This window comes from Kitasatospora cinereorecta (genome assembly GCF_024172095.1).
Classification (GTDB): Bacteria; Actinomycetota; Actinomycetes; order Streptomycetales; family Streptomycetaceae; genus Kitasatospora; species Kitasatospora cinereorecta.
The window spans coordinates 715084-737508 of record NZ_JAMZDX010000004.1; the positions used below are offsets into that span (position 1 = coordinate 715084).

Annotated in this window: 22 protein-coding genes and 4 pseudogenes; 13 read left to right on the forward strand and 13 right to left on the reverse strand. The window is 72.5% G+C overall.

The features are described 5' to 3' along the window. Positions 1 to 14: 14 nt before the first annotated feature. The 3 genes from FHR36_RS23455 to FHR36_RS23465 are packed head-to-tail and all read right to left on the reverse strand — an operon-like array spanning position 15 to position 3102. Positions 15 to 845, reverse strand: a complete 831-nt coding sequence (locus FHR36_RS23455) for a carbohydrate ABC transporter permease (protein ID WP_253800699.1) — start codon at positions 843 to 845, stop codon at positions 15 to 17. Then, positions 845 to 1789, reverse strand: a complete 945-nt coding sequence (locus FHR36_RS23460; RefSeq protein ID WP_407660853.1) for a carbohydrate ABC transporter permease — start codon at positions 1787 to 1789, stop codon at positions 845 to 847. The genes FHR36_RS23455 and FHR36_RS23460 overlap by 1 nt, the downstream gene beginning before the upstream one ends. Further along, positions 1786 to 3102: an ABC transporter substrate-binding protein gene (locus tag FHR36_RS23465; protein WP_253800140.1), complete on the reverse strand. Its 1317-nt coding sequence runs from the start codon at positions 3100 to 3102 to the stop codon at positions 1786 to 1788. Before FHR36_RS23465 ends, FHR36_RS23460 begins: the two co-directional genes overlap by 4 nt. 786 nt (positions 3103 to 3888) lie before the next feature. Between FHR36_RS23465 and FHR36_RS23470 the strand changes: the two genes are divergently transcribed. From FHR36_RS23470 to FHR36_RS23480, 3 genes are all read left to right on the forward strand, one after another. Further along, positions 3889 to 4308 (forward strand): STAS domain-containing protein, encoded by a 420-nt coding sequence (locus FHR36_RS23470; RefSeq protein ID WP_253800141.1) that lies wholly within the window; start codon positions 3889 to 3891, stop codon positions 4306 to 4308. Next, on the forward strand, positions 4305 to 4538 hold the full coding sequence (locus FHR36_RS23475) for a DUF6296 family protein (RefSeq protein ID WP_253800142.1): 234 nt from the start codon (positions 4305 to 4307) through the stop codon (positions 4536 to 4538). Before FHR36_RS23470 ends, FHR36_RS23475 begins: the two co-directional genes overlap by 4 nt. 498 nt (positions 4539 to 5036) lie before the next feature. Then, complete coding sequence (locus tag FHR36_RS23480; RefSeq protein ID WP_253800143.1) at positions 5037 to 6464, forward strand: PP2C family protein-serine/threonine phosphatase; 1428 nt, start codon at positions 5037 to 5039, stop codon at positions 6462 to 6464. Positions 6465 to 6966: 502 nt separating this feature from the next. Here the strand turns inward: FHR36_RS23480 and FHR36_RS23485 are convergent. Beyond that, positions 6967 to 7410 carry an ATP-binding protein gene (locus FHR36_RS23485; protein ID WP_253800144.1) on the reverse strand — a complete coding sequence of 148 codons (444 nt, stop codon included), beginning with the start codon at positions 7408 to 7410 and terminating at the stop codon, positions 6967 to 6969. A gap of 345 nt (positions 7411 to 7755) precedes the next feature. On the opposite strand from FHR36_RS23485, the gene FHR36_RS23490 reads away from it, so the two are divergent. Next, the gene (locus FHR36_RS23490; protein WP_253800145.1) at positions 7756 to 7911 is read left to right on the forward strand and encodes a DUF6131 family protein; all 156 of its coding nucleotides are present in this window, start codon (positions 7756 to 7758) and stop codon (positions 7909 to 7911) included. A 234-nt stretch (positions 7912 to 8145) separates the two neighbouring features. Here the strand turns inward: FHR36_RS23490 and FHR36_RS23495 are convergent, their stop codons facing one another. Then, a complete protein-coding gene (locus tag FHR36_RS23495) occupies positions 8146 to 8502 on the reverse strand; it encodes an STAS domain-containing protein (RefSeq protein WP_253800146.1) in 357 nt (118 codons plus the stop codon). 11 nt (positions 8503 to 8513) lie between these two features. Beyond that, complete coding sequence (locus tag FHR36_RS23500) at positions 8514 to 8813, reverse strand: hypothetical protein (protein ID WP_253800147.1); 300 nt, start codon at positions 8811 to 8813, stop codon at positions 8514 to 8516. A gap of 157 nt (positions 8814 to 8970) precedes the next feature. On the opposite strand from FHR36_RS23500, the gene FHR36_RS23505 reads away from it, so the two are divergent. Then, positions 8971 to 9264, forward strand: coding sequence for a helix-turn-helix transcriptional regulator (locus FHR36_RS23505; RefSeq protein ID WP_253800148.1), 294 nt, complete (start codon positions 8971 to 8973; stop codon positions 9262 to 9264). Positions 9265 to 9466: 202 nt separating this feature from the next. Beyond that, positions 9467 to 10441, forward strand: a complete 975-nt coding sequence (locus tag FHR36_RS23510; protein ID WP_253800149.1) for an STAS domain-containing protein — start codon at positions 9467 to 9469, stop codon at positions 10439 to 10441. 265 nt (positions 10442 to 10706) lie between these two features. Here FHR36_RS23510 and FHR36_RS23515 read toward each other — a convergent pair whose 3' ends face one another. Further along, positions 10707 to 11246, reverse strand: a complete 540-nt coding sequence (locus tag FHR36_RS23515; RefSeq protein WP_253800150.1) for a hypothetical protein — start codon at positions 11244 to 11246, stop codon at positions 10707 to 10709. Between the two features lie 479 nt (positions 11247 to 11725). On the opposite strand from FHR36_RS23515, the gene FHR36_RS23520 reads away from it, so the two are divergent. Both FHR36_RS23520 and FHR36_RS23525 read left to right on the forward strand, forming a co-directional pair. Beyond that, positions 11726 to 12310 (forward strand): sigma-70 family RNA polymerase sigma factor, encoded by a 585-nt coding sequence (locus FHR36_RS23520; protein ID WP_253800151.1) that lies wholly within the window; start codon positions 11726 to 11728, stop codon positions 12308 to 12310. Further along, complete coding sequence (locus FHR36_RS23525) at positions 12307 to 13056, forward strand: anti-sigma factor (protein WP_253800152.1); 750 nt, start codon at positions 12307 to 12309, stop codon at positions 13054 to 13056. Before FHR36_RS23520 ends, FHR36_RS23525 begins: the two co-directional genes overlap by 4 nt. A 76-nt stretch (positions 13057 to 13132) precedes the next feature. Here the strand turns inward: FHR36_RS23525 and FHR36_RS23530 are convergent, their stop codons facing one another. The 4 genes from FHR36_RS23530 to FHR36_RS23545 form a co-directional block, all read right to left on the reverse strand. Further along, a complete protein-coding gene (locus FHR36_RS23530) occupies positions 13133 to 15787 on the reverse strand; it encodes a beta propeller repeat protein (protein WP_253800703.1) in 2655 nt (884 codons plus the stop codon). Between the two features lie 175 nt (positions 15788 to 15962). Then, entirely contained in the window at positions 15963 to 16376 is a 414-nt protein-coding gene (locus FHR36_RS23535) for a DUF3592 domain-containing protein (RefSeq protein ID WP_253800153.1), read from the reverse strand. Continuing rightward, positions 16373 to 17164, reverse strand: a complete 792-nt coding sequence (locus tag FHR36_RS23540) for a hypothetical protein (protein ID WP_253800154.1) — start codon at positions 17162 to 17164, stop codon at positions 16373 to 16375. The genes FHR36_RS23535 and FHR36_RS23540 overlap by 4 nt, the downstream gene beginning before the upstream one ends. A 72-nt stretch (positions 17165 to 17236) precedes the next feature. Beyond that, entirely contained in the window at positions 17237 to 18169 is a 933-nt protein-coding gene (locus FHR36_RS23545; protein WP_253800155.1) for a DUF8832 domain-containing protein, read from the reverse strand. Positions 18170 to 18338: 169 nt separating this feature from the next. Between FHR36_RS23545 and FHR36_RS23550 the strand changes: the two genes are divergently transcribed. Continuing rightward, positions 18339 to 18725, forward strand: coding sequence for a DUF4259 domain-containing protein (locus FHR36_RS23550; protein WP_253800156.1), 387 nt, complete (start codon positions 18339 to 18341; stop codon positions 18723 to 18725). A gap of 165 nt (positions 18726 to 18890) precedes the next feature. Here FHR36_RS23550 and FHR36_RS40360 read toward each other — a convergent pair. Continuing rightward, positions 18891 to 19232, reverse strand: a pseudogene (locus FHR36_RS40360) (DUF4328 domain-containing protein); the annotation flags it as partial. Between FHR36_RS40360 and FHR36_RS23555 the strand changes: the two are divergent. The 3 genes and pseudogenes from FHR36_RS23555 to FHR36_RS23565 all read left to right on the forward strand — a co-directional run. Further along, positions 19174 to 19995: pseudogene (locus FHR36_RS23555) on the forward strand (5-methyltetrahydropteroyltriglutamate--homocysteine S-methyltransferase); the annotation flags it as partial. The pseudogenes FHR36_RS40360 and FHR36_RS23555 overlap by 59 nt on opposite strands. Beyond that, positions 19992 to 20462: an acyl-CoA thioesterase gene (locus FHR36_RS23560; RefSeq protein ID WP_253800157.1), complete on the forward strand. Its 471-nt coding sequence runs from the start codon at positions 19992 to 19994 to the stop codon at positions 20460 to 20462. The pseudogene FHR36_RS23555 and the gene FHR36_RS23560, both read left to right, overlap by 4 nt. 87 nt (positions 20463 to 20549) lie before the next feature. Then, positions 20550 to 21194 carry an endonuclease gene (locus FHR36_RS23565; protein ID WP_253800158.1) on the forward strand — a complete coding sequence of 215 codons (645 nt, stop codon included), beginning with the start codon at positions 20550 to 20552 and terminating at the stop codon, positions 21192 to 21194. A gap of 18 nt (positions 21195 to 21212) precedes the next feature. On the opposite strand, the pseudogene FHR36_RS23570 reads toward FHR36_RS23565, so the two are convergent. Next, positions 21213 to 21854 (reverse strand): annotated as a pseudogene (locus FHR36_RS23570) (SCO6745 family protein); the annotation flags it as partial. A gap of 2 nt (positions 21855 to 21856) precedes the next feature. Between FHR36_RS23570 and FHR36_RS23575 the strand changes: the two are divergent. Continuing rightward, a pseudogene (locus FHR36_RS23575) lies at positions 21857 to 22359 on the forward strand (GntR family transcriptional regulator); the annotation flags it as partial. Positions 22360 to 22425: the final 66 nt, after the last annotated feature.

A 22425-nucleotide genomic window follows, 5' to 3' on the forward strand; every position in this document is an offset into this window, starting at 1 on the left:
CCCGGCGGGCGGGCCTATCCCTTGACTGCGCCGGCGGTGAGTCCGGCGACGATGCGGCGCTGGAACAGCAGCACGAAGATCACGATCGGCACGGTGATCACCACGGCGGCCGCGGCGATCGATCCGGTGGGCTGCTGGAACTGCGAACTGCCGGTGAAGAACGCGATGGCGGCGGGCACGGTGCGGGCCGCGGTGGTGGAGGTGAGCGAGATCGCGAAGAGGAAGTCGTTCCAGCAGAAGATGAAGACGAGGATCGCGGTGGTGACGACGCCGGGCGCGGCGAGGGGCGCGATGACCAGGCGGAAGGCCTGTGCCGGTGTGGCGCCGTCCATCTTGGCGGCCTTCTCCAGGTCCCAGGGGATCTCGCGGAAGAACGCGGACAGGGTGTAGATCGCCAGCGGCAGCGAGAAGGTCATGTAGGGGATGATCAGCCCGGCCCAGGTGTCGAAGATGCCGAGGACCCGCTCGATGTTGAACAGCGGGGAGACCAGCGAGATGGGTGGGAACATCGCGATCAGCAAGGACATGCCGATCAGGACCCGCTTGCCGGGGAAGCGCAGTCGCGCCACCGCGTAGGCGGCCATGGTGCCGAGGACGACGGCGATCGTGGTGGCGATCACGGCGATGCCGATCGAGTTGACCAGGGCGCGGGTGAACTCCGACGTCTGGAAGATGCCGCGGTAGTTGGCCCACGTCCACTCGCGCGGGATGAAGTTGCCGTCGGTGAGGGTGCTCGGGTCCTTGAACGACAGGGCCGCGATCCAGCAGACGGGGATCAGCGCGTAGAGGATCACGAGGAGGTTGACGACTCCCCAACCGGTGAGGGTCCTGCCGCGGTGGGACATCATCGCCGCTCCGGTTCGCCGCCCGGCGCCGCGGCGCCGAAGATCTTGATGAAGAGGAAGGCGATGGCCGCCACGCACAGGAAGATCAGCACCGAGATCGCCGACCCGATGCCGAGGTTGAGGGCGGTGAAGAGGTTGTCGTAGCCGAGGATGGAGACCGAACCGGTGTCGTTGGAGCCACCCGTCAGGACGTAGATGTTGTCGAAGATCCGGAACGCGTCCAGGGTGCGGAACAGCAGCGCGACCAGGATGGCGGGCTTCATCAGCGGCAGGATGACCAGCCACAGCCGCTGCCAGAAGGTCGCCCCGTCGACCATCGCTGCCCGCACCGTTTCGCCGGGGACGAGGGCGAGTCCGGCGAGGAGCAGCAGCGCCATGAACGGGGTGGTCTTCCACACCTCGGCGAGGATGATCAGGCCGATGGCCTGCCACTGGTCGGTCAGCGGTGCGCTCCCGGCCGGCAGCAGTGCGGCCAGGTAGCCGGTGCCGGGTGTCCAGGCGTACTGCCACGAGTACGCGGCGACGACGGTGACGATGCCGTACGGGATCAGCACGGCGGTGCGGACGGTGCCCCGCCCGAAGATCGCCCGGTGCATGACGAGGGCGAGGGCCATGCCCAGCACGAGTTCGACGGCGACCGAAACGACCGTGATGAGGACCGTCACCCACAGGGCCTGCCACCAGAACGGTGACGTCAGCACGGCCCCGTAGTTGCCGAACCCGACCCAGTGCGCCTGGTCGGGGAAGCGCAGGTCGTAGCGCTGGAGCGAGAGGTAGATCGCGTAGGCGATCGGGTAGGCGGTGACCGCGACCATCACGACCACCGCGGGCGCGCAGAGCAGCAGGCCGAGCCGCCGCTCCTGGCGGGCGCCCTCGGAGAGTTCGCCGCGTCTGCCCGGCGCGGACGGAGCGGCGGCCTCGGTCTCGGCGGCGGGCGGACTCACGGGATCAACCCCTTCGAACCGAGTGCGTCCTGGATCTGGCCGCGGAGGGTGGCGACGCTGCTCTCGGGCCGGATCGCGGCGGGCGGCGAGAGGGTGTGCGAGATGGCGATGGACACGTTCTGGTAGGCCGGCGTGCGGGGCCGCACACTCGCCGTGTCGAGCGCGGCCAGCACGTCGGCGGCGAACGGGTAACTGTTCGTCAGTTCGGCCGCCTGGTAGAGACTGCGCAGCGACGGCGGGAGCCCGCCCTTGAGCGCGTTGGTGAGCTGGTTGTCGCGATCGCGCAGGCAGAGGGTGGCCGCGAAGGCGAGATCGGGGTGCCGGCTGTAGGCCCCGACGGCGAGGTCGATACCGCCGATGGTCACCGTCGCCGGCCGGTCCGCGGTCACCCCGGGGTAGGGGGCCCACTTGAAGTGCTTGAACAGCTCCGGCTGGTTGGCCTTCATGGACGGGTAGACGAACGGGTAGTTCAGTTCGAACGCGGCGGTGCCGGACTCCATCGCGAGCCGGTTCTGGTCCTCCATCTGGTTGGACAGCGACGGATCAGCCGCCGCGGAGTGCGCGGTGTCCCGCATGATCCCCGCTGCGACGACGGCCGGCGGCCCGAGTGAGGGTGCCTGGGCGTCGGGCGTGAGGATCGCGCCGCCCGCGCTGGTCACCAGGGTGTTGAACCAGACCGTCAGCCCCTCGTACTGGGCTCCCTGGATCTCGACGTAGTGCGGCTTCCCGGCCTTCGCCAGCGCGTCGGCCTGCGCCAGCATCTCGGCCCAGCTCTTCGGCGGATTCTGCACCAGGTCGTCGCGGTACCAGAGCAGTTGGGTGTTCGAGTTGTAGGGGGCGCCGTAGAGTCTGTCCTTCCAGGTGGCGGTCTGCACCGCCGCATCGAGGGTGTCGGCGGTCGCCTGCTCCTTCATCGCCCCCGTCCACTCACGGATCCAGCCGGCCTCCGCGAACTCGGCCGGCCACGTCACGTCCAGGCCCATGATGTCCACCCCGGCGTCGTGCGCGGCCAAGCGGCGTACCAGTTGCTGCCGCTGCCCGTCGGCCGTGCGGGGCAGTTTGTTGTAGTGGATGACGTAGCGGCCGCCCGATGCCCGGCTGCAGGTGTCGGCGGCCTGCTGCAGCGCGCCGGAGTCGTCCGGGAAGTTGTACCAGTTGAGCGCGACGGCACCACCTCCGCTGCCGCTGCTCCCGCAGCCGGTGAGCGCGGAAAGAAACACCGGCAGCGCGGCGACGGCAGCGGGCCATCGGGTACGGAACGTCCGGCTGCTGAGCATCGCACTCCTGACCTCGGAGACGGTCTGCCGCGTCACGTTACAAAGGCTCGCCCCCCGCAGCGCCGGACACGCGGGGCGCCGGCCGGACATCCCTCGGATGGCGCAGCCTCGCTCCGGTGATCGCACGACCTGCGGGTGGCACGGACCGACGGACCCCGGACACCGGGTGGTGACGGCAGCCGGTGAGGCCAGCTCCTCGCCCGCCGCGACGCGGGCCCGGGTCCCGACATGCGGTCGCTCTGCGCGGTTGCACGGTCGCGAATTCGGGGCTGGCGAATCCGGAATGCGGGTTCATACTTGTGATGTGGCGGAGAACCTCAGGCCGCGTACGAGCTGGACGTTTTCCCCCCAGCACGCCCGGGTCCTGTTGACGATCTCGCGCGACACGAAGGTTCGCGTGCGGGATCCCGCCGCCGCGTGCGAACCGACCGAGCGGTCCGTGCAGGCGACCGCCACCGATCCGGAGGACACCTGCTTCCTGACTCACGCCCGCAGAGGGCGCCGCAACCACGACCTGGTGGCGCAGCACACGTTCATCCCGCGAATCCCACCCACCGGGTGCCCCGATCCCGCATGCGCCGGCAGTCGGCCGCGGCGCCGGAGCGGCGGTGGTCCCGATGGACGATGACGCTGTGGTGGACAGCGCGGCCGGGGTGCCCGCGGCGCGCTTCGCCGGACTCACCAACATCCCGCTCGAGCTCGGCCGCGCCACAGCCCGGGCCCAAGCCGGGCGCGACCGCCGGCCGACGGCGTCGCTGGTCGGCGAGCCCGAACCCGCGATACCGCCGGAACGAAACCACCGAGCCAAAGAGGTGCAGGCTCATGGGAACCCGACACCCCGTACCCACTCACAGCCGACACGGCAACGCACCCGCGCTCCGGGTCACCACCCCCGGCACCGACGGCGCGCTGATCGTCCGGCTCGCCGGCGAGATCGACGTCACCCAGTGCCGGACCTTGGAACTCCACCTCGTCAAGGCCTTCAGCAGCCGACCCGAGCAGCTGGTCGTAGACCTGTCCCACGTGACGTTCTGCGACACCGCCGGTCTGAACTCCCTGCTGAGAGTGCACCGGGCCGCCCGGGCCGCCGACAGCCGACTCGTTCTGGCCCGCCCGTCACAGCCCGTCAGATCCCTGCTCGAGATCACTGGCATGTGCCAGGTCTTCACCGTCAGCCCCGTCCTCCGCACAGCCGTCAGTACCGAGACCGCCGCGCCCGGCGAGCTGGGAGTGTCGCCATGAACAACCCCTGGCGGTATGCGATCACCCTGCCAGGCCCTCCCGGCGGGCACGCCCCGTCGCGGGTCGTGACCGTCGAGTTCACCGGCGAACACAGTGCGGACGGCAACCCTGTCTATGCGGATGTGCACACGGGTCTGCGGGTGGAGATCCACGACGGTGCGGCCAAGGTCCTCGGCCCCCTCTCGGGTGCGGGCCCACGGAGCTGCCTGCATGCCGTGCCCGTCTCCTGACGCCGCCCGGCAGGCCGGGTCATGCCGCCCGCAGGCTCGGCCGCGCGGTCGCGAAGGCGTCCTGGCGGACGTGCCCTCAGCCAGCAGCCTCGAGCGGTCAGCGCACGAATCCGGCAGGTGGTGGCCTCGACTGCGCCGACCGCGCGAAGAGCAGCACCATGCCCGACGACCCAACCGATTCGACTGCCGGAAGCGCCGGGGTGTGGAACGCGGCCGGTCGGTGAAGCGGGACGCTCCGAAGGTATGCCGCCGCGTGGCATGCTCGGTTACGTGAGCGACCGCGAGGAGCCAAGGGCGTCAGGGCCGGACGGGGACGGCTCCGACCCGGGGGCCGGCGACCCGTTGCTCTCCTCCAGTCGATACGTCCCCCGCCGCAAAGCGCCAGGCGGCGACGGACTGCCCGGTGCCACGCCGGTGCCGGCGGTCCAGGAGATGCTGGATGCCCTCCCGGGCTCGGTGATCTTTCTCCTGCCGGTGCGAGAGGCTTGGGGTGAGGTGGTGGACTTTCGGATCGCGGCCGCCTCCCCCGAGGCGGTTGACATCGGGGCGCGCCGGGGCAGAGACCTGGTCGGGCTGAGCGTGCTGGAGACGTATCCGACCGTGGCCGGCACCGGGCTGTGGAACGGATACCTGAAAGCGCTGGAGACCGGTTCCCGCTACGAGGGAGAGCCGTTCGAGTACGAGGAGGTCCTTGCCGGCATCCCCCGCCTGTCCCGGTTCGCCGTCCGCGCCGCGGTCTGCCGAGAGGGCCTGATCGTGTCCTGGACCCGGCTGGACAGTGGCGAACGCGAGCGCCGCAGGCTGACCGTGATGCAGCGCCTCGGGAACATGGGATGGGCGGACTGGGACCTGGTCCACGACGTGATCACCTGGTCGGACCAGGCGTACGCCGTCTTTGACCGGGAGCGCTCTCTGGGCCCGATGACATGGGAGGAACTGCCCACCCACGTCCTCGCGGAGGACCTGCCCGCGCTCGACGACACCGTGCGGCACCTCCTCGGGCAGGGCGGATCCATCGACCACACCTTCCGCATCACCACACCCCGCGGGCGAGTGCGGCACGTGCGGATCGTGGCGGAAGCCGAGAAGGACGCCCACGGCGACCCGGTCGAGGTCCACGGCTTCTTCCAGGACCTGACCGCCGCCAAGGAGGCCGAGGAGCAACTGCTCGAACAGGAGCGCACCGCCCTCGCCCAGCAGACCCTGCTCACGGCCGAACGCGGACTCGCCGCCCGTCTCCAGAACGCCCTCCTGCCGCAGGCCCAGCAGTCCCTGCGCCTGGCCGGTCTCACCGTGGACGTCGCCTACCGACCGCAGCAGGAGAGCCTCACCGTGGGCGGCGACTGGTACAGCGCCATCGAACTGCCCGACGGCGCCGCCCTGCTCGTCATCGGCGATGTCGCCGGACACGGTCTGGACGCGGTCGCCACCATGGCCCAACTCCGCTTCAGCGCCAAGGGCATGGCCATCACGGCCGGCATCCCGCCGGAGACGATCCTCACCCGGCTGAACACCCTGCTCCTGCACACCACGCAGCGGGACTTCACCACCGCCACCATGATCCTGGCCCGCTACGATCCCACGACATCACGCCTGACCTGGGCACGAGCCGGCCACCCCCCTCCCCTGCTCCTGCGCCGAGGACAGGCCCATTACCTGCCCCTTCCCCAAGGCATCCTGCTCGGCGCTACTCCCGCCCCCCGGTACGAGCCATCCACCCTCCACCTCCTGCCCGGCGACCACCTCCTGCTCTACACGGACGGCCTGATCGAAAAGCAGGACCAGTCCTTGGACGAGGGTTTCATCCGGCTGGCCTCCACCGTCGAAGCCTGCGCCGAAAGCCCCCGCCTGCTCGGCGGCATCCTCGATGCTCTTGCCACGACCCGACGCCGCGACGACATCTGCGTCCTCCACATCGCCCGCTGACCACTCACCGCCCGCGCCCCCACCCGGCCCGGCCCGGCATCGAACGGTTCGCCTCACAGCCGCCACGGCGCAGGCAGGAACGCGGCCCCTCGGGCAACGCAGCGCCCACCGCGGAGACGACCGGCCCCTGATGCTCGAGCACATAGTCGGGCAGGCGCTGCGCGAGCTGACGTCGTCGGGCGCGGTGTCGACCACGTAGCGGGCGGCGGCGACCAGCGCGGCCAGCGCGTAGGCGTGGAGGGTGGCGCGCAGGACGGCGGGCCGCACGCGCTCCAGCTCCCTCACGTCGGCCGTCACACCTGGCTCGACCCCGCACACCGGCCGCACGAGCCGCCAAAAGCCGAGCGGCTCCTCCACCCGCAGGCACCCTCACCGCGGGTGGCGGCGGCGCAGGGCCGCACTTCCCACGGAGCCGTCCCGGGCCGGGGTGTGAACCCACGACCGGGGCCAGATCCGGGTCGTGACGGCCCATGGCGTCGCAGTCCGGTCGGTCGTTCTGCGCTCAGAGCACCGCTGTGAGGCCGGTGGACAGCTCGGCCCAGACGGTCTTGCCACGGTAGTCAGGGTCGGGGACGGTTCCCCAGCGCCGGGTGACGCGCTCCACGATGAGTACGCCGAAGTGGCCGCCGGAGCCGTCGACACGGCCGGCGCTGAGCACGGGCAGGGCGCACGAGTGGTCACTGACCTCGATGCGCAGCAGGCCGGGTCGGTGTTCGATGAGCAGTTCGCGTGGGCCCTTCCCGTGTCGGCAGGCGTTGGTCACCAGTTCCAGGACGACGAGGAGGATGTCGTCGGCGAGGTGAGGCGGCCGGCCTGGGGCGGGGGTGAGCAGGTGCCATTCGGCGAGAGCCTGGCGGGTGAAGTCCACGGCCAGGGAGACGGGCCCGTCGGTGTGGGTGGTGAAAGGCAGCTGGCGCCGTTCTCCCCGGCCGGAGGCAGCTCGCATGATCGTCGCCCCCTCGGATCTGGTGGGTAACTCCTCGAATCGAGGCGGCTACCCGGTTCCCCCGCCTCTACTCCCTGCCCAGGCGCCGCCCCCTCCGGGAAGGTCTCGGCCATGCGGCCCTCCGCACCCGTGGCGGGCGCATGAGCCGCCCGGGAGTCCCGTGACGGGCGGCGAGTCCTCACCCTGCACAACTGCGCTGCGCTGCCTGGCCGTTTGCCTCACACCGCCGACGGTATACGTGCATCCACGAGGGGCGGTGAGCAGCCGTCGACGGGATCGGCACCGACCTTCTCCGCCGGCTCCGCCGTGCCCGTCTCGATCGCCGCACCACACCAGGGAGTACCAGTGATCATCCTCGGCGTCATCCTGCTCATCATCGGCTTCGTCACCGGGATCTCGATCCTGTGGACCATCGGCATCGTCCTGGCCGTCATCGGGCTCATCCTGTGGGTGGCCGGTCTCCTCGGCCACGCTGTCGGCGGCCGCCGCCACTACTACTGACAGGCGGTAGTGCCACCCCGTGTCGGCGCGCCGGGACTGAAGACGGCACGCTGACCCCGCCGTGTCCGCGGGAGCCGAGGACGCTCGTCGCCCCCACCGCACCCGAACGCGGAACATGGCCGGTACCACCCGGGCATTGCCGCCGGCGGCCCGGGCCGTGTGCCTCTGCAGCGGTCGGAGGTGTCCGTGGTCGCGGAGCCGGTACCCGGGGGACCGCACCCGCCCTGGAGGCCCTCAGGCAGGATCCGCGATCGACCGGAGGGCCTCCTCGGCGCTGCCGTGAACGGGGAACAGCGCTCCGGTCTCCGTCAGCTCCAGCACCCGCACCGTCTGGCGGGCGGGAGCGACCAGCACGAGAGGGACGCCCTCGGCCAGCGCGCGCCAGCGAGCGGCCAGCAGCACGTTGAGGCCGCTGGAGGTGAAGAATTCCACCCGGGCCAGGTCGACGGCGAGCAGCGCCGGCCGCTGGTCGAGGGCGGCGGTCAGTGCCTGGTCGGCGACGTCCTCGCTGTCCATGATCATTTCGCCGGTGAAAGAGCAGACGAGGGCGTCGCCGACCCGTACGGTTTCCGACTTCAGGCAGGCAGACACAACACTTCTCCTCAGTCCACGGGTACGGGCTGCGAAGGGCCCCTGACTCCGTCGGCCGCAGTGTCCGGCTCCGGACGCCGGGAGGCGATCCGCTCCAGGCCCAGCCACAGGTCCAGGGCCTGCTCGCGCAGCCCCGCGACGGTGCCGCTCCCCGCCTCCACCGCGCTGAGGTAGGCCTCGATACCGGCGACCGCGTGATGCACCTGCCGGCGCAGCGGCACCACCCGGCCGGCGTCCTCGCCGTGCTCACGGGGCGGGCCTATCCGCTCGGCCAGCACAGACCTGAGCCGGGCCAGCCCCTCCCTGCTCATCGGATCCACGGAACCATCTCCAGACGAACGGCCGCCGCACAGGACGGCGGCGGAGGCGGTTCCTCCACTGTTCGCCAGTTCGCCGGACATGTCAACCATTGCACGAATTCGCTGTCCGGTTTTGATTGCCGTGAAACGAAGGTCCTATCGTGGAGGCATGGAAAACGGTACGGCGACCGGGCGGCAGTGGACCTTCCTGACCAACCACGCCCGTGTCCTGGTTCAGATCGCCCGCGATCCCGGTATCCGGGTGCGCGACATTGCCGACCTGTGCCTGCTCACCGAGCGCGCCGTACAGCGCATCATCAGCGACCTCGAACAGGCCGGATACCTCAGCCACGAACGCCGCGGCCGCACCAACCACTACAGCGTCACAGCGACCAAGCAGCTGCGGCACCCGGCCGACGCCGGCCCGACCGTCGCCGAACTCCTCGCCACCCTCCTGCGCTGACCGCACCCGACGCGCGCCCGAACCTGCCGGACCCCGTACCGGCGGCCGCAGGCCGGCTGTCGGGCCCGGCGCCCTCGGGGGTGTGCCTACCGGTCGTCAGCGCTCTCCTGATTCATCTCCAGGACTGTGGGAAGACGAGAGGGCTGCAAGGGGTCGAAGAGCGGCCCACCGCAGGCAGGCTCCCCGGAAGGGGCGGGCAATCATGAACACGGGCCTGAGTATTGGCCGCCGTCCGGCGCCCCCGGGCGCACGTGTCCTCGCCCTGACCGGCCACGCCGACCTGGACACCGCACCCGCCCTGGCCCGTGCGCTGCGCCAGGCGCTGACCTCCTCCCCCGTACCCGAGACACTCGTGGTCGACTGCAGCCAGTTGAGCTTCTGCTCCTCCTCGGGCCTCAACGAGCTCCTGCGCGCCCGCCGTGCCGCCGCCGAGCGCGGCATCGCCTTCTGCCTCGGCGCCCCGAGTCGCCAGGTGTCCCGGCTGCTGGGAGCCACCGACACCGACACCGTCTTCGACATCACGACGAGTACGCCCCCCATCACCCCGAGCACGTGGCCCCACGAGCGGCGTGGTACGGACCCGCACGGCACCGGCTTCCGCACCCGGCCCGGCAGGGGTATGCGCGCCAAGGCCGCAGCCCTCGCCGCAGAGGCGGAACGCCAGATCCGGGAGGGGCAGTGGGAGGTGACTCCGGAGGACGCGGCACTGGCCGGCGAAACCGCCGACCGCCTCGCGCAGGCCGTCGGCCCGGCCGCCGCGCAGGCAGCGCTGCCGACCATCGAACGCCTGGAGCTCCTGCGCGAGACCCTCGCCCACCTCACCGCCGGCATCGCCCGCACCCATGGCCAACTGGCCTGGTTCCTCGCCCAGGGCACCGCCTCGCTCACCCCCGTCCTCCAGTGGCGGACCCTCCTCGCCGACCACCGCCAATCCTTCGGCACCCGCCTTCCCACGCCCGACGAACTCACCGACGCCGAGGACACCGTCCGCAGCCTGCGCACCGCGCTCACCGTCCTCGCCCTCCCCACCCCCGGATCGGACGAGCGCCGGAGACGGCAGCGCCGGGACGACGGGGACACCACTCACGACGTGACTGCCGACGCCGCCCACTCCGCCCCCGGCCAGAACGGCTCGCGGACCGACACGGCCGCACAGGAGACAGATCCGCGGCGGTGAACCCACCCTTCTGGCGGTGGAAGGCACCGGTCACGGCGCCGGTGCCCTCACCCAGGGCTATCCGCACGTCCCGCGATCGGGGCGGAGGCGGCTTCGAAGGAGGCGAAGCGATTCGGCGACGCACTGGTGCTGGATGGTGTGCCGGTCGCCGTCGAGGTGGCGGGAGATGACATGAGCGCCAGGGTGCTCCCCGCAGCGTGGAGAACCTCGTGGAGCTGCCGCACCATCCTGCTCTGAGCGGGATCTCCCGGCGGGGCGGCGGCGTTCACGGCCAGGTGCGGGAGGCGCCGTCTCCTCGGCGGGTTTCAGCGGGGTGCGCGAGGACCGCCTCGCTGACCTCTCGATGCCAGTGGTTCAGCGTCCGGGCCTGGTCGGCAGCCCGGGCCGACAACCGGTCCAGCTCCGCCGCGTCGAGACGCGGATCCGTATCGGCAATGGCCCGCAGCGCCCGCCACAAGGCGGCCTTGCCCTCGACGCCGGTACGCAGCATCTCCAGTTCGACCAGGTCGCTGAGCGGGGCACGGCGCAGGAGGGTTCCGTTGGGCTTGAGGCGGCCGAGGCGTTCGCCGGCGAGGCCGAGCCAGGTCCGGTAGTGCCGTACGGGCACGCCGAGGCGCTGCATGATCCGGACGAGGTCGTCGCGGTCCTGCTGGATGTCGCGGGCCAGCCGGTGCAGCTCGACCGCGCGGCGGCTCTCGGGGTGGGTGCGGGCCATGCGGTCGGCGAGCGCTGCGCCACCGAACGCTCCGGTGAGGTGGTCGTTCAGGTACACGTGCAGGGGCTCGGCCATCATGTGGGGAGACATCGAGGGCCTTTCCGGTCGATCGGTGGGGCCAGCCGGTCGTTGGATGCGCCGCCGGGGTGGTCGGCGCACCTGCCGGCGATGGAGCGGATGCGTCCTCGTTCTCATCCTGCCGTGAGCCGCGGTGGGGCGCTCGTCCGGTGGCACGGCCGATGCCCGGCCCCGGCTCGGCTGCTGGTTCGAGGTCACAGGAAGTTCGGCCAGCAGGTGGATGACGGCCCCAGCCCCGACCGGGCGGCTTGCAGCGTCTCCACCGATCGCGGGAGGGACCGCCGCATCCGTCCTGGTCGCAGGCCGGCCCCGGAACTCGTGGCGGCGACGACCAATCCGCCGGGCCGTCCGCTGCGAACATCGGGTGTGAACCAGTGCGACCAGTCCACCCGGCCGAGCCCCGCTCCCGCCGCGGCCGTGGGGAGGCCCCCGATGCCCGCCGTCCGCCCCCGGGGCGTGCCGTGCCCCGCCCGCGCCCGAGGAGGGGTCGGATGAGCACCGTCGCCCACCTGCCGGATCCCGGCCGCCGCCACCCGGACCTCGGCCGGCTGCTCGGCCGGGTCGCGCTCGGCGACCAGGACGCGTTCTCCCAGCTGTACGACGCGGTGGCGGGCCCCGTGCTGGGCCTGGTCCGGCGGGTGCTGCGGGATCCGGCGCAGTCGGAGGAGGTGGCGCAGGAGGTGCTGCTGGAGGTGTGGCGCACGGCGGCGCGGTACCGGCCCGAGCGCGGCGAGGCGATGCCGTGGGTGCTGACCATCGCGCACCGCCGGGCGGTGGACCGGGTCCGGTCCGCCCAGGCGGCCGCCGACCGGGACCGGCAGGTCGCCGCCGCCTCGCACGCCCCGGTCTTCGACGAGGTCGCCGAACAGGTCGAGGGCCGGCTGGAGCGCGAGCAGGTCCGCCGCTGCCTGAAGCGGCTGACCGAGCTGCAGCGCGAGTCGCTGACCCTGGCCTACTACCGCGGGTACAGCTATCCCGAGGTCGCCGAGCTGCTCGGCGCCCCGCTGGGCACCGTCAAGACCCGCATGCGCGACGGTCTGATCCGGCTGCGCGACTGCCTGGGGGTGGGGGCATGAGCGCCGCCGACCTGCACACGCTGACCGGTGCGTACGCCGCGCACGCGCTGGACCCGGCGGAGGCCGCCGAGTTCGAGCGCCATCTCGCCCGGTGCCCGGCCTGCGCCCAGGAGGTGGCGGAGTTCACCGCGACCCTGGCCCGGCTCGGGGCGGCCGAGGCCGTGGTGCCGCCGGCGGCGCTGAAGGACCGGGTGATGGCGGCCCTGCCCACGGTCCGCCAGGATCCGCCGCAGACCGGCGCCGGCCCGGCGGCGGGCCGCAGCCGCGGCCGGTGGCGGCGGCACGGGCCGACGCTCGCGCTCGCCGCCTGTCTGGCGGCCGCGGCCGGCTTCGGCGGACTCGCCGTCCAGCAGCACCGGCAGGCGGACGAGGCCCGCGCCCGGGCCGCCGCGCTGCAGCAGCGCCAGGACGCCTTCGCCGACCTGCTGACCGCGCCCGACGCCCGGAGTGCCGCCGCGGCGGCGGCCGGCGGCAGCGGCCTCGGCACCGTGGTCTGGTCCGAGAGCCGCGGCCGGGCCGGCTTCCTGGCCTCCGGCCTGCCGGCCCTGGCCGACGGGACGACGTACGAGCTGTGGTTCAACGACTCCGGCACCATGCGGCCCGCCGGGCTGCTTCCCCGCAGCGACGGCGCCCTGCTGCTCACCGGCCCGGTGGACGCCGCCAAGGGCGTCGGCGTCACGGTCGAGCCGGCCGCGGGCTCGCTGCACCCGAGCGGGGCACCGATCATGCTGATCCCGTTCGCCTGAGGCCGGCCGCGGATACGCCGGTGCCCGGCCCGATCGGTGATCGGGCCGGGCACCGGCGGTGCGTGCGGGCGGAGGCTCAGTCCTCGTCGCGGTGGCCGCGGCCGAGGCGGCGCAGGTCGAAGGACCAGATGCCGCGACCGTGGGTGGCGGCGTAGAGCTGCCCGTCGGGGCCGGTCCTGAGCTGCATCACCGTGGTGGTGGGCAGGTCGTCGCCGATGACCTGCCAGTTCCGTGCGCCGGGGGCGCGGTAGAACGCGGCGAGGTCGGTGCCGAGGGCGATGCCGCCGTTCGGCAGCAGGCGCAGCGAGTCCGCGGGTACGTCGGGCAGATCGGCGGACAGGTCGGTCCAGCTGGTGCCGCCGTCCCGGCTCTCGAAGACGTGGCCGACGCCCGCGCCGGGGCCCTCGGTCCAGGCCCGGGAGAAGCCGCTGAAGGCGACGTACACGTGCTGGGCATTGTTCGGGTCGACGGCGAGCGAGGAGACGTACCGGTTGGGCAGGACGCCGTCGACGGGCAGGTTCAGCTGGTGCCAGCCGGTGCCGTCGGCGTTGCCGGTGGCGATGCCGCGGGTGAAGCCCTGGTTGTTGCAGGGGCCGCACCAGCCGGCGTAGACGGTGCTGCCGGAGGAGGCTACGGCGGAGGCGACGTGACCGGCGCCGAGGTCGTAGGCGGCGCTCCACTCGTCGCCGCTGCGGATCGCGAAGCCCTTGTGCTGGACCCAGATGTGGCGTCCGCCGGCGACCCAGGTGTCGGCGTTCTTGTCGTCGGTGGTGATCGGCGCGATGAAGCGGGCGCCGGCGCCGCCGAGCGCGCTGTCGGCCGGGGCGACCGACCAGCTGGTGGCCTTGGTCGGGTCGGTGGTCCAGGAGCCGTCGTTGACGGCGCAGTTCTGGGTGACCGCGATGGACAGGTAGACGTACTCCTCGGCGATGTTGCAGCCGTTCTTCGGGTCGACGATGGTGTCGGACCCGTCACCGCCGAAGTCGGAGCCCATCACCTTGTCCCGGGCGCGCAGGACGGACTCGCCGTTGTCCTGGAGGCCGCCGCTGACCACGACACCGTGGCCGGCCGGGTCGGTGCCGACACCCACCGAGTAGTACTGGAGCGTGTCGATGGTGCCGTCGTTGAGGGACTTCCAGTCGTTGGCGTGGCCGCCGGCGTCGAGCGTGCCCTTCAGCGGACGGCTGTAGATGCCGCCGTCGTTGCCGACGTACACGCTGGTCTTCCCGTGGAGGCTGCCGACGGCGACCGCGTGCTGGTCGGAGTGGGTGGTCGGCGAGCAGTCGCCGGTCTGCTTGGCCGGGTCGATCGACCAGCAGGCGAAGCCGAAGTTCCAGTACGGGCCGGGGGTGGTCCAGTTGGTGCCGCCGTCGGTGGTCTCGAAGACCTCCTCCAGGCCCAGGTAGACGTGGTCGGCGTTGTTCGGGTCGACCTGGAGGAACTGGTTGTACCAGGACTGGATGCCGGGCTGGTAGCCGTCGTCCTGGAGCGCCGAGCCGGAGCCCTTGAGCTTGTCCTTGTCCGCGACGAGCGTCCACGGGCCGAACGGGGAACCGGACTTGGAGACGTACACGCCCTGCAGGCCGCTGTCGGGGTCGGTGGCGAGCTTGGTCGGCGACTGCTCGATCGCGTAGTAGCGGGAGCCGTCCTCGGACCGCGCGAAGGTGACGTTGCCGACGTCCCCGGCCCCGGTGGGCAGGTCGCCGAGCGCGGCCACCCGCTGCCAACTGCCGTCGGCCGCCTTGGCGTAGAAGCCGTTGTAGGTGTCGCCGCTGCGCCAGCCGATCGCCAGCAGGACCTTCGACGGGTCCTTGGGGTCGATCGCGATGTCGTTGGCGATGTTCTTGTACGGGGCGCCGGGGTTCTTGGCGTCGGCGCCGCCGGGCAGGTAGCTCGGGTTCGGCGCGAACTCCAGCGTCCACGGGCCGCTCAGGTCGGCGGTGGAGTGGCTCCACACGCCCCGGCTGGTGGCGGCCCACACCTTGCCGCCGGCGAAGCGCAGGGCGTGGATGGTGGTGGACTCCAGCTCGGCGCCGCCGACCCGGTTGCCGGGCTGGAACTCGCCGTGCTTCGGGTCGGCGAGGACGTACACGCCGGTGCCGACGTAGGAGGTGGCGCCGGTGTTGGACTCGCCGGTGGCGTACCAGAGCCGGCCCGAGCCGTCGAGGTCGAGCGCGCCGGTGGACAGCGACGGCAGCTTGTCCGAGATCGCCTGCCAGTGGCCGCCGCCGGTACGGGAGCGGAACACGCCGCCGTTGGCGCCGCCCGCGTACACGTAGCCGTCGTCGTCGGCGGCGATGCCGGTGATCCGGCCGGTCACCTGGCCGGCGCCGCCGCTGGAGTTGGAGTTGATGTCGCGGTAGCGCGGGTCGTCCGCGTTGTACGGCTTGCCGGTGACGTGGTCCCAGGAGCCGCCGGTGTGCGGCATCGACTGCAACTGGGCCCAGGCGGCGCCGTACGCGCCCGGGGCGACGACGCCGGGGGCGGTACGGGCCTCGGTGAACTGCTCGGTGGCCTCGGCGGAGTTCTCCGCCTCGTCGCTGTCGTCCTCACCGCCGCCCTCGGCCTTGGCGGCGGACAGGGAGGCGGCCTTGCCCGCCGCGGTCTTCTGGGCGTGCTGGTGGCCGATCTCGGCCAGGTGCTGCGCCTGCCAGGGGCGGGCGGCGGGGCCGGGTGCGGCGAGGGCCTGGCTGGTGGTCAGTCCGAGCGCGGTCAGCGTGACAGCGCACATGAGCAGTCGGCGTCGTTGCCTGTTGGGCACGTGCGGTTCCTCCCCAGGATGGCCGGGCGCCGGTCGCGCGCCGCGGCGGGCAGTGGCAGCCTTCCGGTCGGCACGGTCGGCGTGAAGGGAGCTGGCGGTAACGAATCCTCAAAATTGAAAACAGTGAAGAGAGTTGGAGGCGCCGTCAGTGCGAGGTGAGCCCGAGGTACAGGAGCCACGAGCCGAACCCGCCGAATGTGAGGGTGCAGAGGCCGTAGACCCACACATTGGCGATCGTGTCGAAGCCGAAGATGACGATGCTCTCCGGCCGGCTGGGGTGGTACGCGAGCTCCACCGGGTCTCCCGGATCGAGCGTGCAGGAACGCGGCATCCCGGTGGCGCTCTCGGCTTCCACCTCGGTGCCGTCCGGGAGTTCGAAGCGGACCACCGGGAAGTGCTGGAGGTCGCCGTCCCCGTCGGTGTCGGTGCGGACGTGGTCGACCCAGCCGGACGTACGGACGCCGCGGCTGCGGATCACGTGCACCCGATAGGTCTCCCGCGTCATCGGGATCGCCATCAGGCACATGAAGGACCCGAAGATCAGACCGACCGGACTCACCGGCGGGCGTCCTCGCAGCGGACCGAGCACCAGTCGACCAGCAGCAGGTCGAACTCCGCCATCACCGCGGCCAGTCCGGGCACCTCGTCCGTCGACGCCCGCCCGGCCGGGGTCACGCCCAGCACGGTGACCCGGTCGCCCGCGCAGCGGCCGTAGACCGCGACCGGCCCGACCTGGGCGGCGAAGGAGTCGGCCACCCGGCCCTGCCCGTCCCGCAGGGCCACGCCCGCGAACACCCGGTCGGAAGGGAGCAGTTCGAGCAGTCGCTGCCGGGTGAGGGCGCCGGTCAGCGGATCGGCCGGGCCCTGACGGAGGTGCAGGTTGTCGAAGACCCGAATGGCGGTGTCGCCCTCTCCCGCCGACGCGGAGTGGTGCTCGAAGATCTGTCGGATCTCGTGCAGTTCCGTCTCGACGGCAGCGAGTTGGGCCCGCTCCACCAGCTCGGCCTGCCGCCACTCGTCCTCGTGGATCACCAGGTCGTCCTGGGTGCCGTCCGGCGGCGTCAGCGGCGGCAGCTCGGCGCAGAGGGTCGGCAGGGTGTAGGCGATCTCCTGCGGGTCGACCGTCCGCAGGCGGCGGAGCGTCAGCACCAGCTGCCCGGCGGCCAGGTACGCGTCCCGCTCGGCCGGCTGCGCCGCCACGACCTCCCACCGGGAGTCGCCGAGGTCGAGCCGGGTGGCCGGTGCGAAGGACTCGGGAAGGAGCTCGGAGGGCATCTCGGAGCGGCCGAACGGTTGGCCGTCCTCCGCGTCGATCAGCAGGACGTCGATCACACCGTTGCCAGACATGCGCACATGCTAGCGAGCGGCCGCGACGGGCCGTCGGCATTTTTCCGGCCGTCCGAGGGGGACGGACCGGCGTCAGCCGACGTGCAGGGTGAGGGCCGCCGTGTGCAGCTGCCCGGCGGTCTGGAACTGGAGGTACACGCGCCAGTTCCCGGGCTTGCCGAGCAGCGCGTAGAAGGTCAGCGTCGGCCCGCCGTGGTCGCCGTCGAGCCGGGTGATCGGGTGGAGGTGGGCCAGCGCCAGGTCGTCCTGGTGGAAGGCGCTGAGGTGGGCGTAACTGTCCAGGTACGGCTGGAGATCGGTGACCGGTCGCCCGTCCCGGCTGACGGTCACGGTGAGCGGGCCGGCCGTGCCGGCGGTCAGGTCGCCCTGGACGGTGACCGTGTACCCGTCGACGGTGGCGCTGCCGGTGGCGGCGGGCAGCGGCTGCGCCGTGGCCGGGCCGGGGACGGTCACCGTCCGGCTGAGGACGAACTCGCGGTTGCGGCCGGGGCCGCCGCTCGGGGTGAACGAGGCGTACAGCCGCCAGTCGCCCGGCTCCAGGGCGGCCAGGTCGGCGGTCCAGGTGCCGTCGGCGGCCATCACGGGGTGGAGGTGCTGGTAGCCGGTGAGGTCGGATCGGATCGCGTAGAAGTGCAGCTTCCTGGTCTGGGCGTCGGCGAAGTCGGTGACCGGGCGTCCGTCCGGGCCGATGACGGTGAACGGGTAGCCGACCGCCTGCCCGGCGGGGAGGTCGCCGACGCGGGAGTCCAGGCGGTAGCCGTCCCGCTCGGCGGTGAGGCCGTCCCCGACCGCCATGCCGGCCATGCCCGGCATGCCGCCCGGCCCGGGGGACGCCACCCCGGGCGTGGCCGTCCCCCCGTGGTCCATGCCCGCCATGGCGGGCATGGTGTGCTCCGGGTCCGCCGACGAGCTCCGCGTCCCCAGTGCGAGCAGCGCGATCGCGCCGACCGCCACCACGAGCGAGCAGGCGAGCAGGAAGCGGTGCCCCATCCAGCGGTTGGTCACAGTGAGCCCTTTCGACCGTACGAGCGCGCGGAGCCGGTTCCGACCGCGCCACTCAGGAGATCCACCGGACCCGCCCGGATAACCGAAATCAGGGCGGACGCGGACAGCCGTGTCGTAGCGGCCTGGTTCCATGGCCCGTACGCACAGCACCACCGTCGGAGGAGATCCTGTGGGCACCTGGGGCAGCGGAAACTTCGAGAGCGACACGGCATTGGATCACCTGTCGATCGTCGTCGACCGGCTCGTCACCGAGGTCGCCGAGGCGATGGCGGGCGATCCCGTCGACCTCGAGCCCGACGAGTACTGGGGCGTTGCCGTGCCGTGCAACCTGGAGTTGCTGCACGTGCTGGTCCAGGCCGGCTACGGCGCCGAGAGCCTGCCGGAGGCCGGGGTGGTCAAGGAGTGGCAGCGGACGTTCATGGCCGTCTGGGAGCGGACCGTCGACGGTCTGGGTCCCTCGCCGCGCTTCAAGGAGGAACGGCGGTCGGTCCTGAACCGTACGTTCGACCAGCTGGCCGACGCCATCACCCGGCACCTGACGGCCGACCCGAACTGAGACCGCGACTCCGACGGGCCCGCTGGTCGTCATGCCCGCTGGGCGGTGACAGGTCGATCGCCGAGTTCGGAGACCGGGGGGGAGGTCCAGGGCCTCGGCCTGGGCGGCGGTGACCTGGCCGATCACCCGGACGAGGGCTGACGCCCGGACAAGGGTGAGGGCGCAGGCGACGAGGACGGCGCCCAGGTGGACGCCCCGGAACATCGAGGCCGCGCCGGCGAGGAAGGTGAGGACGCCCGCTCCCCACCACAGGTTCACAAGCCGTTCGTCCGTCAAGCCGCTCGCTCGCCCGATGTCCAGCATGATCCGGCGGGGCAGCCAGACGTTCACCAGCGGGACGAACCAGACAGCGCCGGCCCAGCCGCGTCCGCTGCGCTGGCTTCCCGGAGCGAGCACCTCGGCGTTGGTCCAGCACTTCCGGAACCACACGCTGCGCGCGATCCAGTAGGCCACAAGGCTCACCGGGTACCTGGCCACCCGGCACGGCTGGGTGCAGTCGTACGGCACCCGGTACGTGCGGCCGCCGGTCCTGGCCGGTGACGTGCACCGGCCGGCGCCGATGACGGTCGACGAGTACCGCTGCGCCCGGGACCTGACCGAGCGTCCGGTGAAGGGGATGCTCACCGGACCGGTCACCATGCTCGCCTGGTCCTTCGTCCGCGACGACCAGCCCCTCGCCGACACCGCCCGGCAGGTCGCCCTCGCGCTGCGCGACGAGGTCTGCGACCTGGAGGCGGCAGGCGCCGCCGTCGTCCAGGTCGACGAGCCAGCCCTGCGCGAGACCCTGCCGCTGCGCCGCGGCGCCCACGCCGCGTACCTCGCCTGGGCGACCGAGGCGTTCCGGCTGACCACCGGCGGGGTCCGCGCCGACACCCAGATCCACACCCACATGTGCTACGCCGAGTTCGGCGACATCCTCACCGCCATCGAGGAGTTGGACGCCGACGTGATCTCCCTGGAGGCCGCCCGCTCGCGGATGGCCGTCGCGGGCGAGCTCGCCGCCGCCGGGTATCCGCGCGCGGTCGGGCCGGGCGTGTACGACATCCACGCCCCGCAGGTGCCCGGCACCGACGAGATCGCCGAGCTGCTGCGCTCGGCGCTGGGCCGACTGCCGGCCGAACGGCTGTGGGTCAACCCCGACTGCGGGCTGAAGACCCGCCGCTGGGACGAAGTCCGGCCTGCCCTCGAACACCTCACCGCCGCCGCCCGCACCCTCCGCGCGGAGCTGAGCGCCGAACCGGACGCCCATCGACCGGACGCCGACCGGTGACCGCCCCCGCCGAACTCACCCGCACCCCGGCCGACTCCGCCGTCACGCTCGCCCACATCATGAGCGAGCACGACACCAACCTGTACGGCACCGTCCACGGCGGCGTGGTCATGAAGCTCATCGACGACGCGGCGGCGGCCGCGGCCGGCCGGCACGCCGGTGTACCGGCCGTCACGGTCTCGGTCGAGGAGATGACCTTCCTGGCCCCGGTCCGGGCCGGCGACCTGCTCACCGTCCGGGCCCGGGTCGACCACGCCGGGCGGACCTCGATGGACGTCGGTGTGGTCGTCACCGCGGAACGCTGGAACCTCACCGGCCCGGTCACCCGGGTCGCCACCGCCCACCTGGTGTTCGTCGCGGTCGACGCCGACGGGCAACCCCACCGCGTACCCGCCCTCGACCCGGCCACCCCGGCCGACCGGCGCCGGCAGCGCCGGTCCCGCACCGGCCGGCCGGACCGGCGGTAGGAACACCGGGCGGCCATCGGCGTGCACCCGCCGATTCCGGGCAAGTGCCACGTACGGGCCTGCACGCGGAAGCGAGGTGGTACGCCGATGGCCGCCGACACCGACACTCTCACGTCCCGGCTGCTCGCCGACCACGGCCGGACGTACGCCGACGAGGCCGGCATCACGCTGCGCGACCAGCCCGCGCCGCTGTACCGGCTGCTGGTACTCACCGTGCTGTGCTCGATCCGGATCAGGGCCGGGACGGCCACCGCGGCGGCCCGGGAACTGTTCGCGGCGGGGTACCGGACGCCGCGCGCGATGGCCGCCTCCGCCTGGCAGGACCGGGTGGACGCCCTCGGCCGGGCCCACTACGTCCGCTACGACGAGAGCACCGCGACCGCCCTCGGCGAGGGCGCGCAGCTGGTCCTCGACCGCTGGCACGGCGACCTGCGGGCGCTGCGCGAGGAGGCCGGCGGCGACGTGGACGCGCTGCGCGGGCTGCTGCGGGAGGTGCCGCGGATCGGCCCGGTCGGCGCGGGCATCTTCTGCCGCGAGGTCCAGGCGGTGTGGCCGGACCTGCGCCCGTACTTCGACGACCGGGCCCGGGCGACGGCGCAGGATCTCGGCCTGCCGCACACCTCCCGCGGCCTGGGCGAGCTGGTCGCGCCGGAGGACCACGCCCGGCTGGCCGCCGCCCTGGTCCGGGTCGGCCTCGCGCCCGACGCCCTGGAACGCCTCCGGGCCGCCTGAGCAGGCAGGATCGGACCGTCAACGAACAGCCTGAAGCGCCCCCGCTGCGGTGAACGCGTTGGTGATCGGCGCGATGAGCGAGGCGAAGCGCCGGGCACCTGAGGTGCCGATCGGCGCCCACAGCACGGCGCAGTGCTCGTCCGTTTCCACTTCGATGCGTTCGCGTGCCGCGCTGCCGGCGTCGGTGATCACACCGATGGCGTCGAGCCAGCCGCGCGCGACGAGGCGAGCCGTCGCCGCGTTCCACTCCTCGTCGTCCCACTGACGGGTCGCTCGCGCGAGAGCTGTCGGGAGGCGGCCGGTCGCGGCGTGCAGGACGAGGCAGTCGCACGGCCCGAGGCCGTTGTCGGCGAGTACGACGAGGTGGGCGTCACCGCGCCACTCGCGCACCACCGTGATCTGCTGCCAGAGTGCGACGAGCGGATCGGTGGGAAGCTCCACCGAGGCGTTCGCGGCGGCCAGCACCTTTCCGGCGAAGTCGGCATCGGCGACGACCCGGTCGATCAGCGAGCGCGCCTCGGCGCGGTCGTCGTCGGTGAGATGGACGTCGGCGCGCCGCATCGCCCGTCCGGCGGCCAGGAAGCGGGCGGCCTGCCACCGCTCGGGCGGCGCGGCTTCCCACACGCCCGCCATGGCCCGCACCGCCCGCGGGCTGAGGTTTCGGCGAGGGGCTCGCCGACCGGCTGCCCAACCGCGGTTTCGCGGTCCCGTCCTTCTCCGACCGCCGCTGGCAGGAGATCGCGGAGGCCCGCCGAACCATTAAACCGGTCGTACTATGCATGTCGATCGAGGGCGGCGACGTCGACTGGGAGGCCCGGGTGCGCGCCTCCCACCATCGCCTGGTTCGCACTCCGCCGTACGCGCCGGAGGAGGGCGAGCACTACACCGCCCCTGGGCCGAGGCCCACAGGACCTTCCACCGCACCTTGCTGGAGGGGTGCGACAACCGCGCACTGCTGGAGACCTTCGACCGGCTGTGGACCGCGAGTGAGCTGGCCCGCCGCTGGTCGGCGCAGCGCACTTTGGACCGGAACGGCGCCGAGGAACACCGCAGGCTGGAGGAGGCGGCGCTGGCCCGCGACGCCGACACCGCGGCCGAGATCCTGGTCCGGCACCTCACGTTGACCGCGGCCGCTCTGACCGACGATCCGGGTCGGCCCGCCTAGGGTTTTCGCCCCAACGGCGAGATCGGGCCGGGATTCCTGTCGGCCGCCGCCCCGGGCGAGGCGGCT

Coding starts and splice junctions, on each gene's coding strand:
- FHR36_RS23500 (WP_253800147.1), bottom strand. CDS start 8,813: ATGAGCAGGGAGGGGCTGGCCCGGCTCAGGTCTGTGCTGGCCGAGCGG.
- FHR36_RS23565 (WP_253800158.1), top strand. CDS start 20,550: ATGGCCGCCGACACCGACACTCTCACGTCCCGGCTGCTCGCCGACCAC.
- FHR36_RS23510 (WP_253800149.1), top strand. CDS start 9,467: ATGAACACGGGCCTGAGTATTGGCCGCCGTCCGGCGCCCCCGGGCGCA.
- FHR36_RS23520 (WP_253800151.1), top strand. CDS start 11,726: ATGAGCACCGTCGCCCACCTGCCGGATCCCGGCCGCCGCCACCCGGAC.
- FHR36_RS23475 (WP_253800142.1), top strand. CDS start 4,305: ATGAACAACCCCTGGCGGTATGCGATCACCCTGCCAGGCCCTCCCGGC.
- FHR36_RS23470 (WP_253800141.1), top strand. CDS start 3,889: ATGGGAACCCGACACCCCGTACCCACTCACAGCCGACACGGCAACGCA.
- FHR36_RS23515 (WP_253800150.1), bottom strand. CDS start 11,246: ATGTCTCCCCACATGATGGCCGAGCCCCTGCACGTGTACCTGAACGAC.
- FHR36_RS23455 (WP_253800699.1), bottom strand. CDS start 845: ATGTCCCACCGCGGCAGGACCCTCACCGGTTGGGGAGTCGTCAACCTC.
- FHR36_RS23530 (WP_253800703.1), bottom strand. CDS start 15,787: ATGTGCGCTGTCACGCTGACCGCGCTCGGACTGACCACCAGCCAGGCC.
- FHR36_RS23540 (WP_253800154.1), bottom strand. CDS start 17,164: ATGTCTGGCAACGGTGTGATCGACGTCCTGCTGATCGACGCGGAGGAC.
- FHR36_RS23485 (WP_253800144.1), bottom strand. CDS start 7,410: ATGCGAGCTGCCTCCGGCCGGGGAGAACGGCGCCAGCTGCCTTTCACC.
- FHR36_RS23505 (WP_253800148.1), top strand. CDS start 8,971: ATGGAAAACGGTACGGCGACCGGGCGGCAGTGGACCTTCCTGACCAAC.
- FHR36_RS23525 (WP_253800152.1), top strand. CDS start 12,307: ATGAGCGCCGCCGACCTGCACACGCTGACCGGTGCGTACGCCGCGCAC.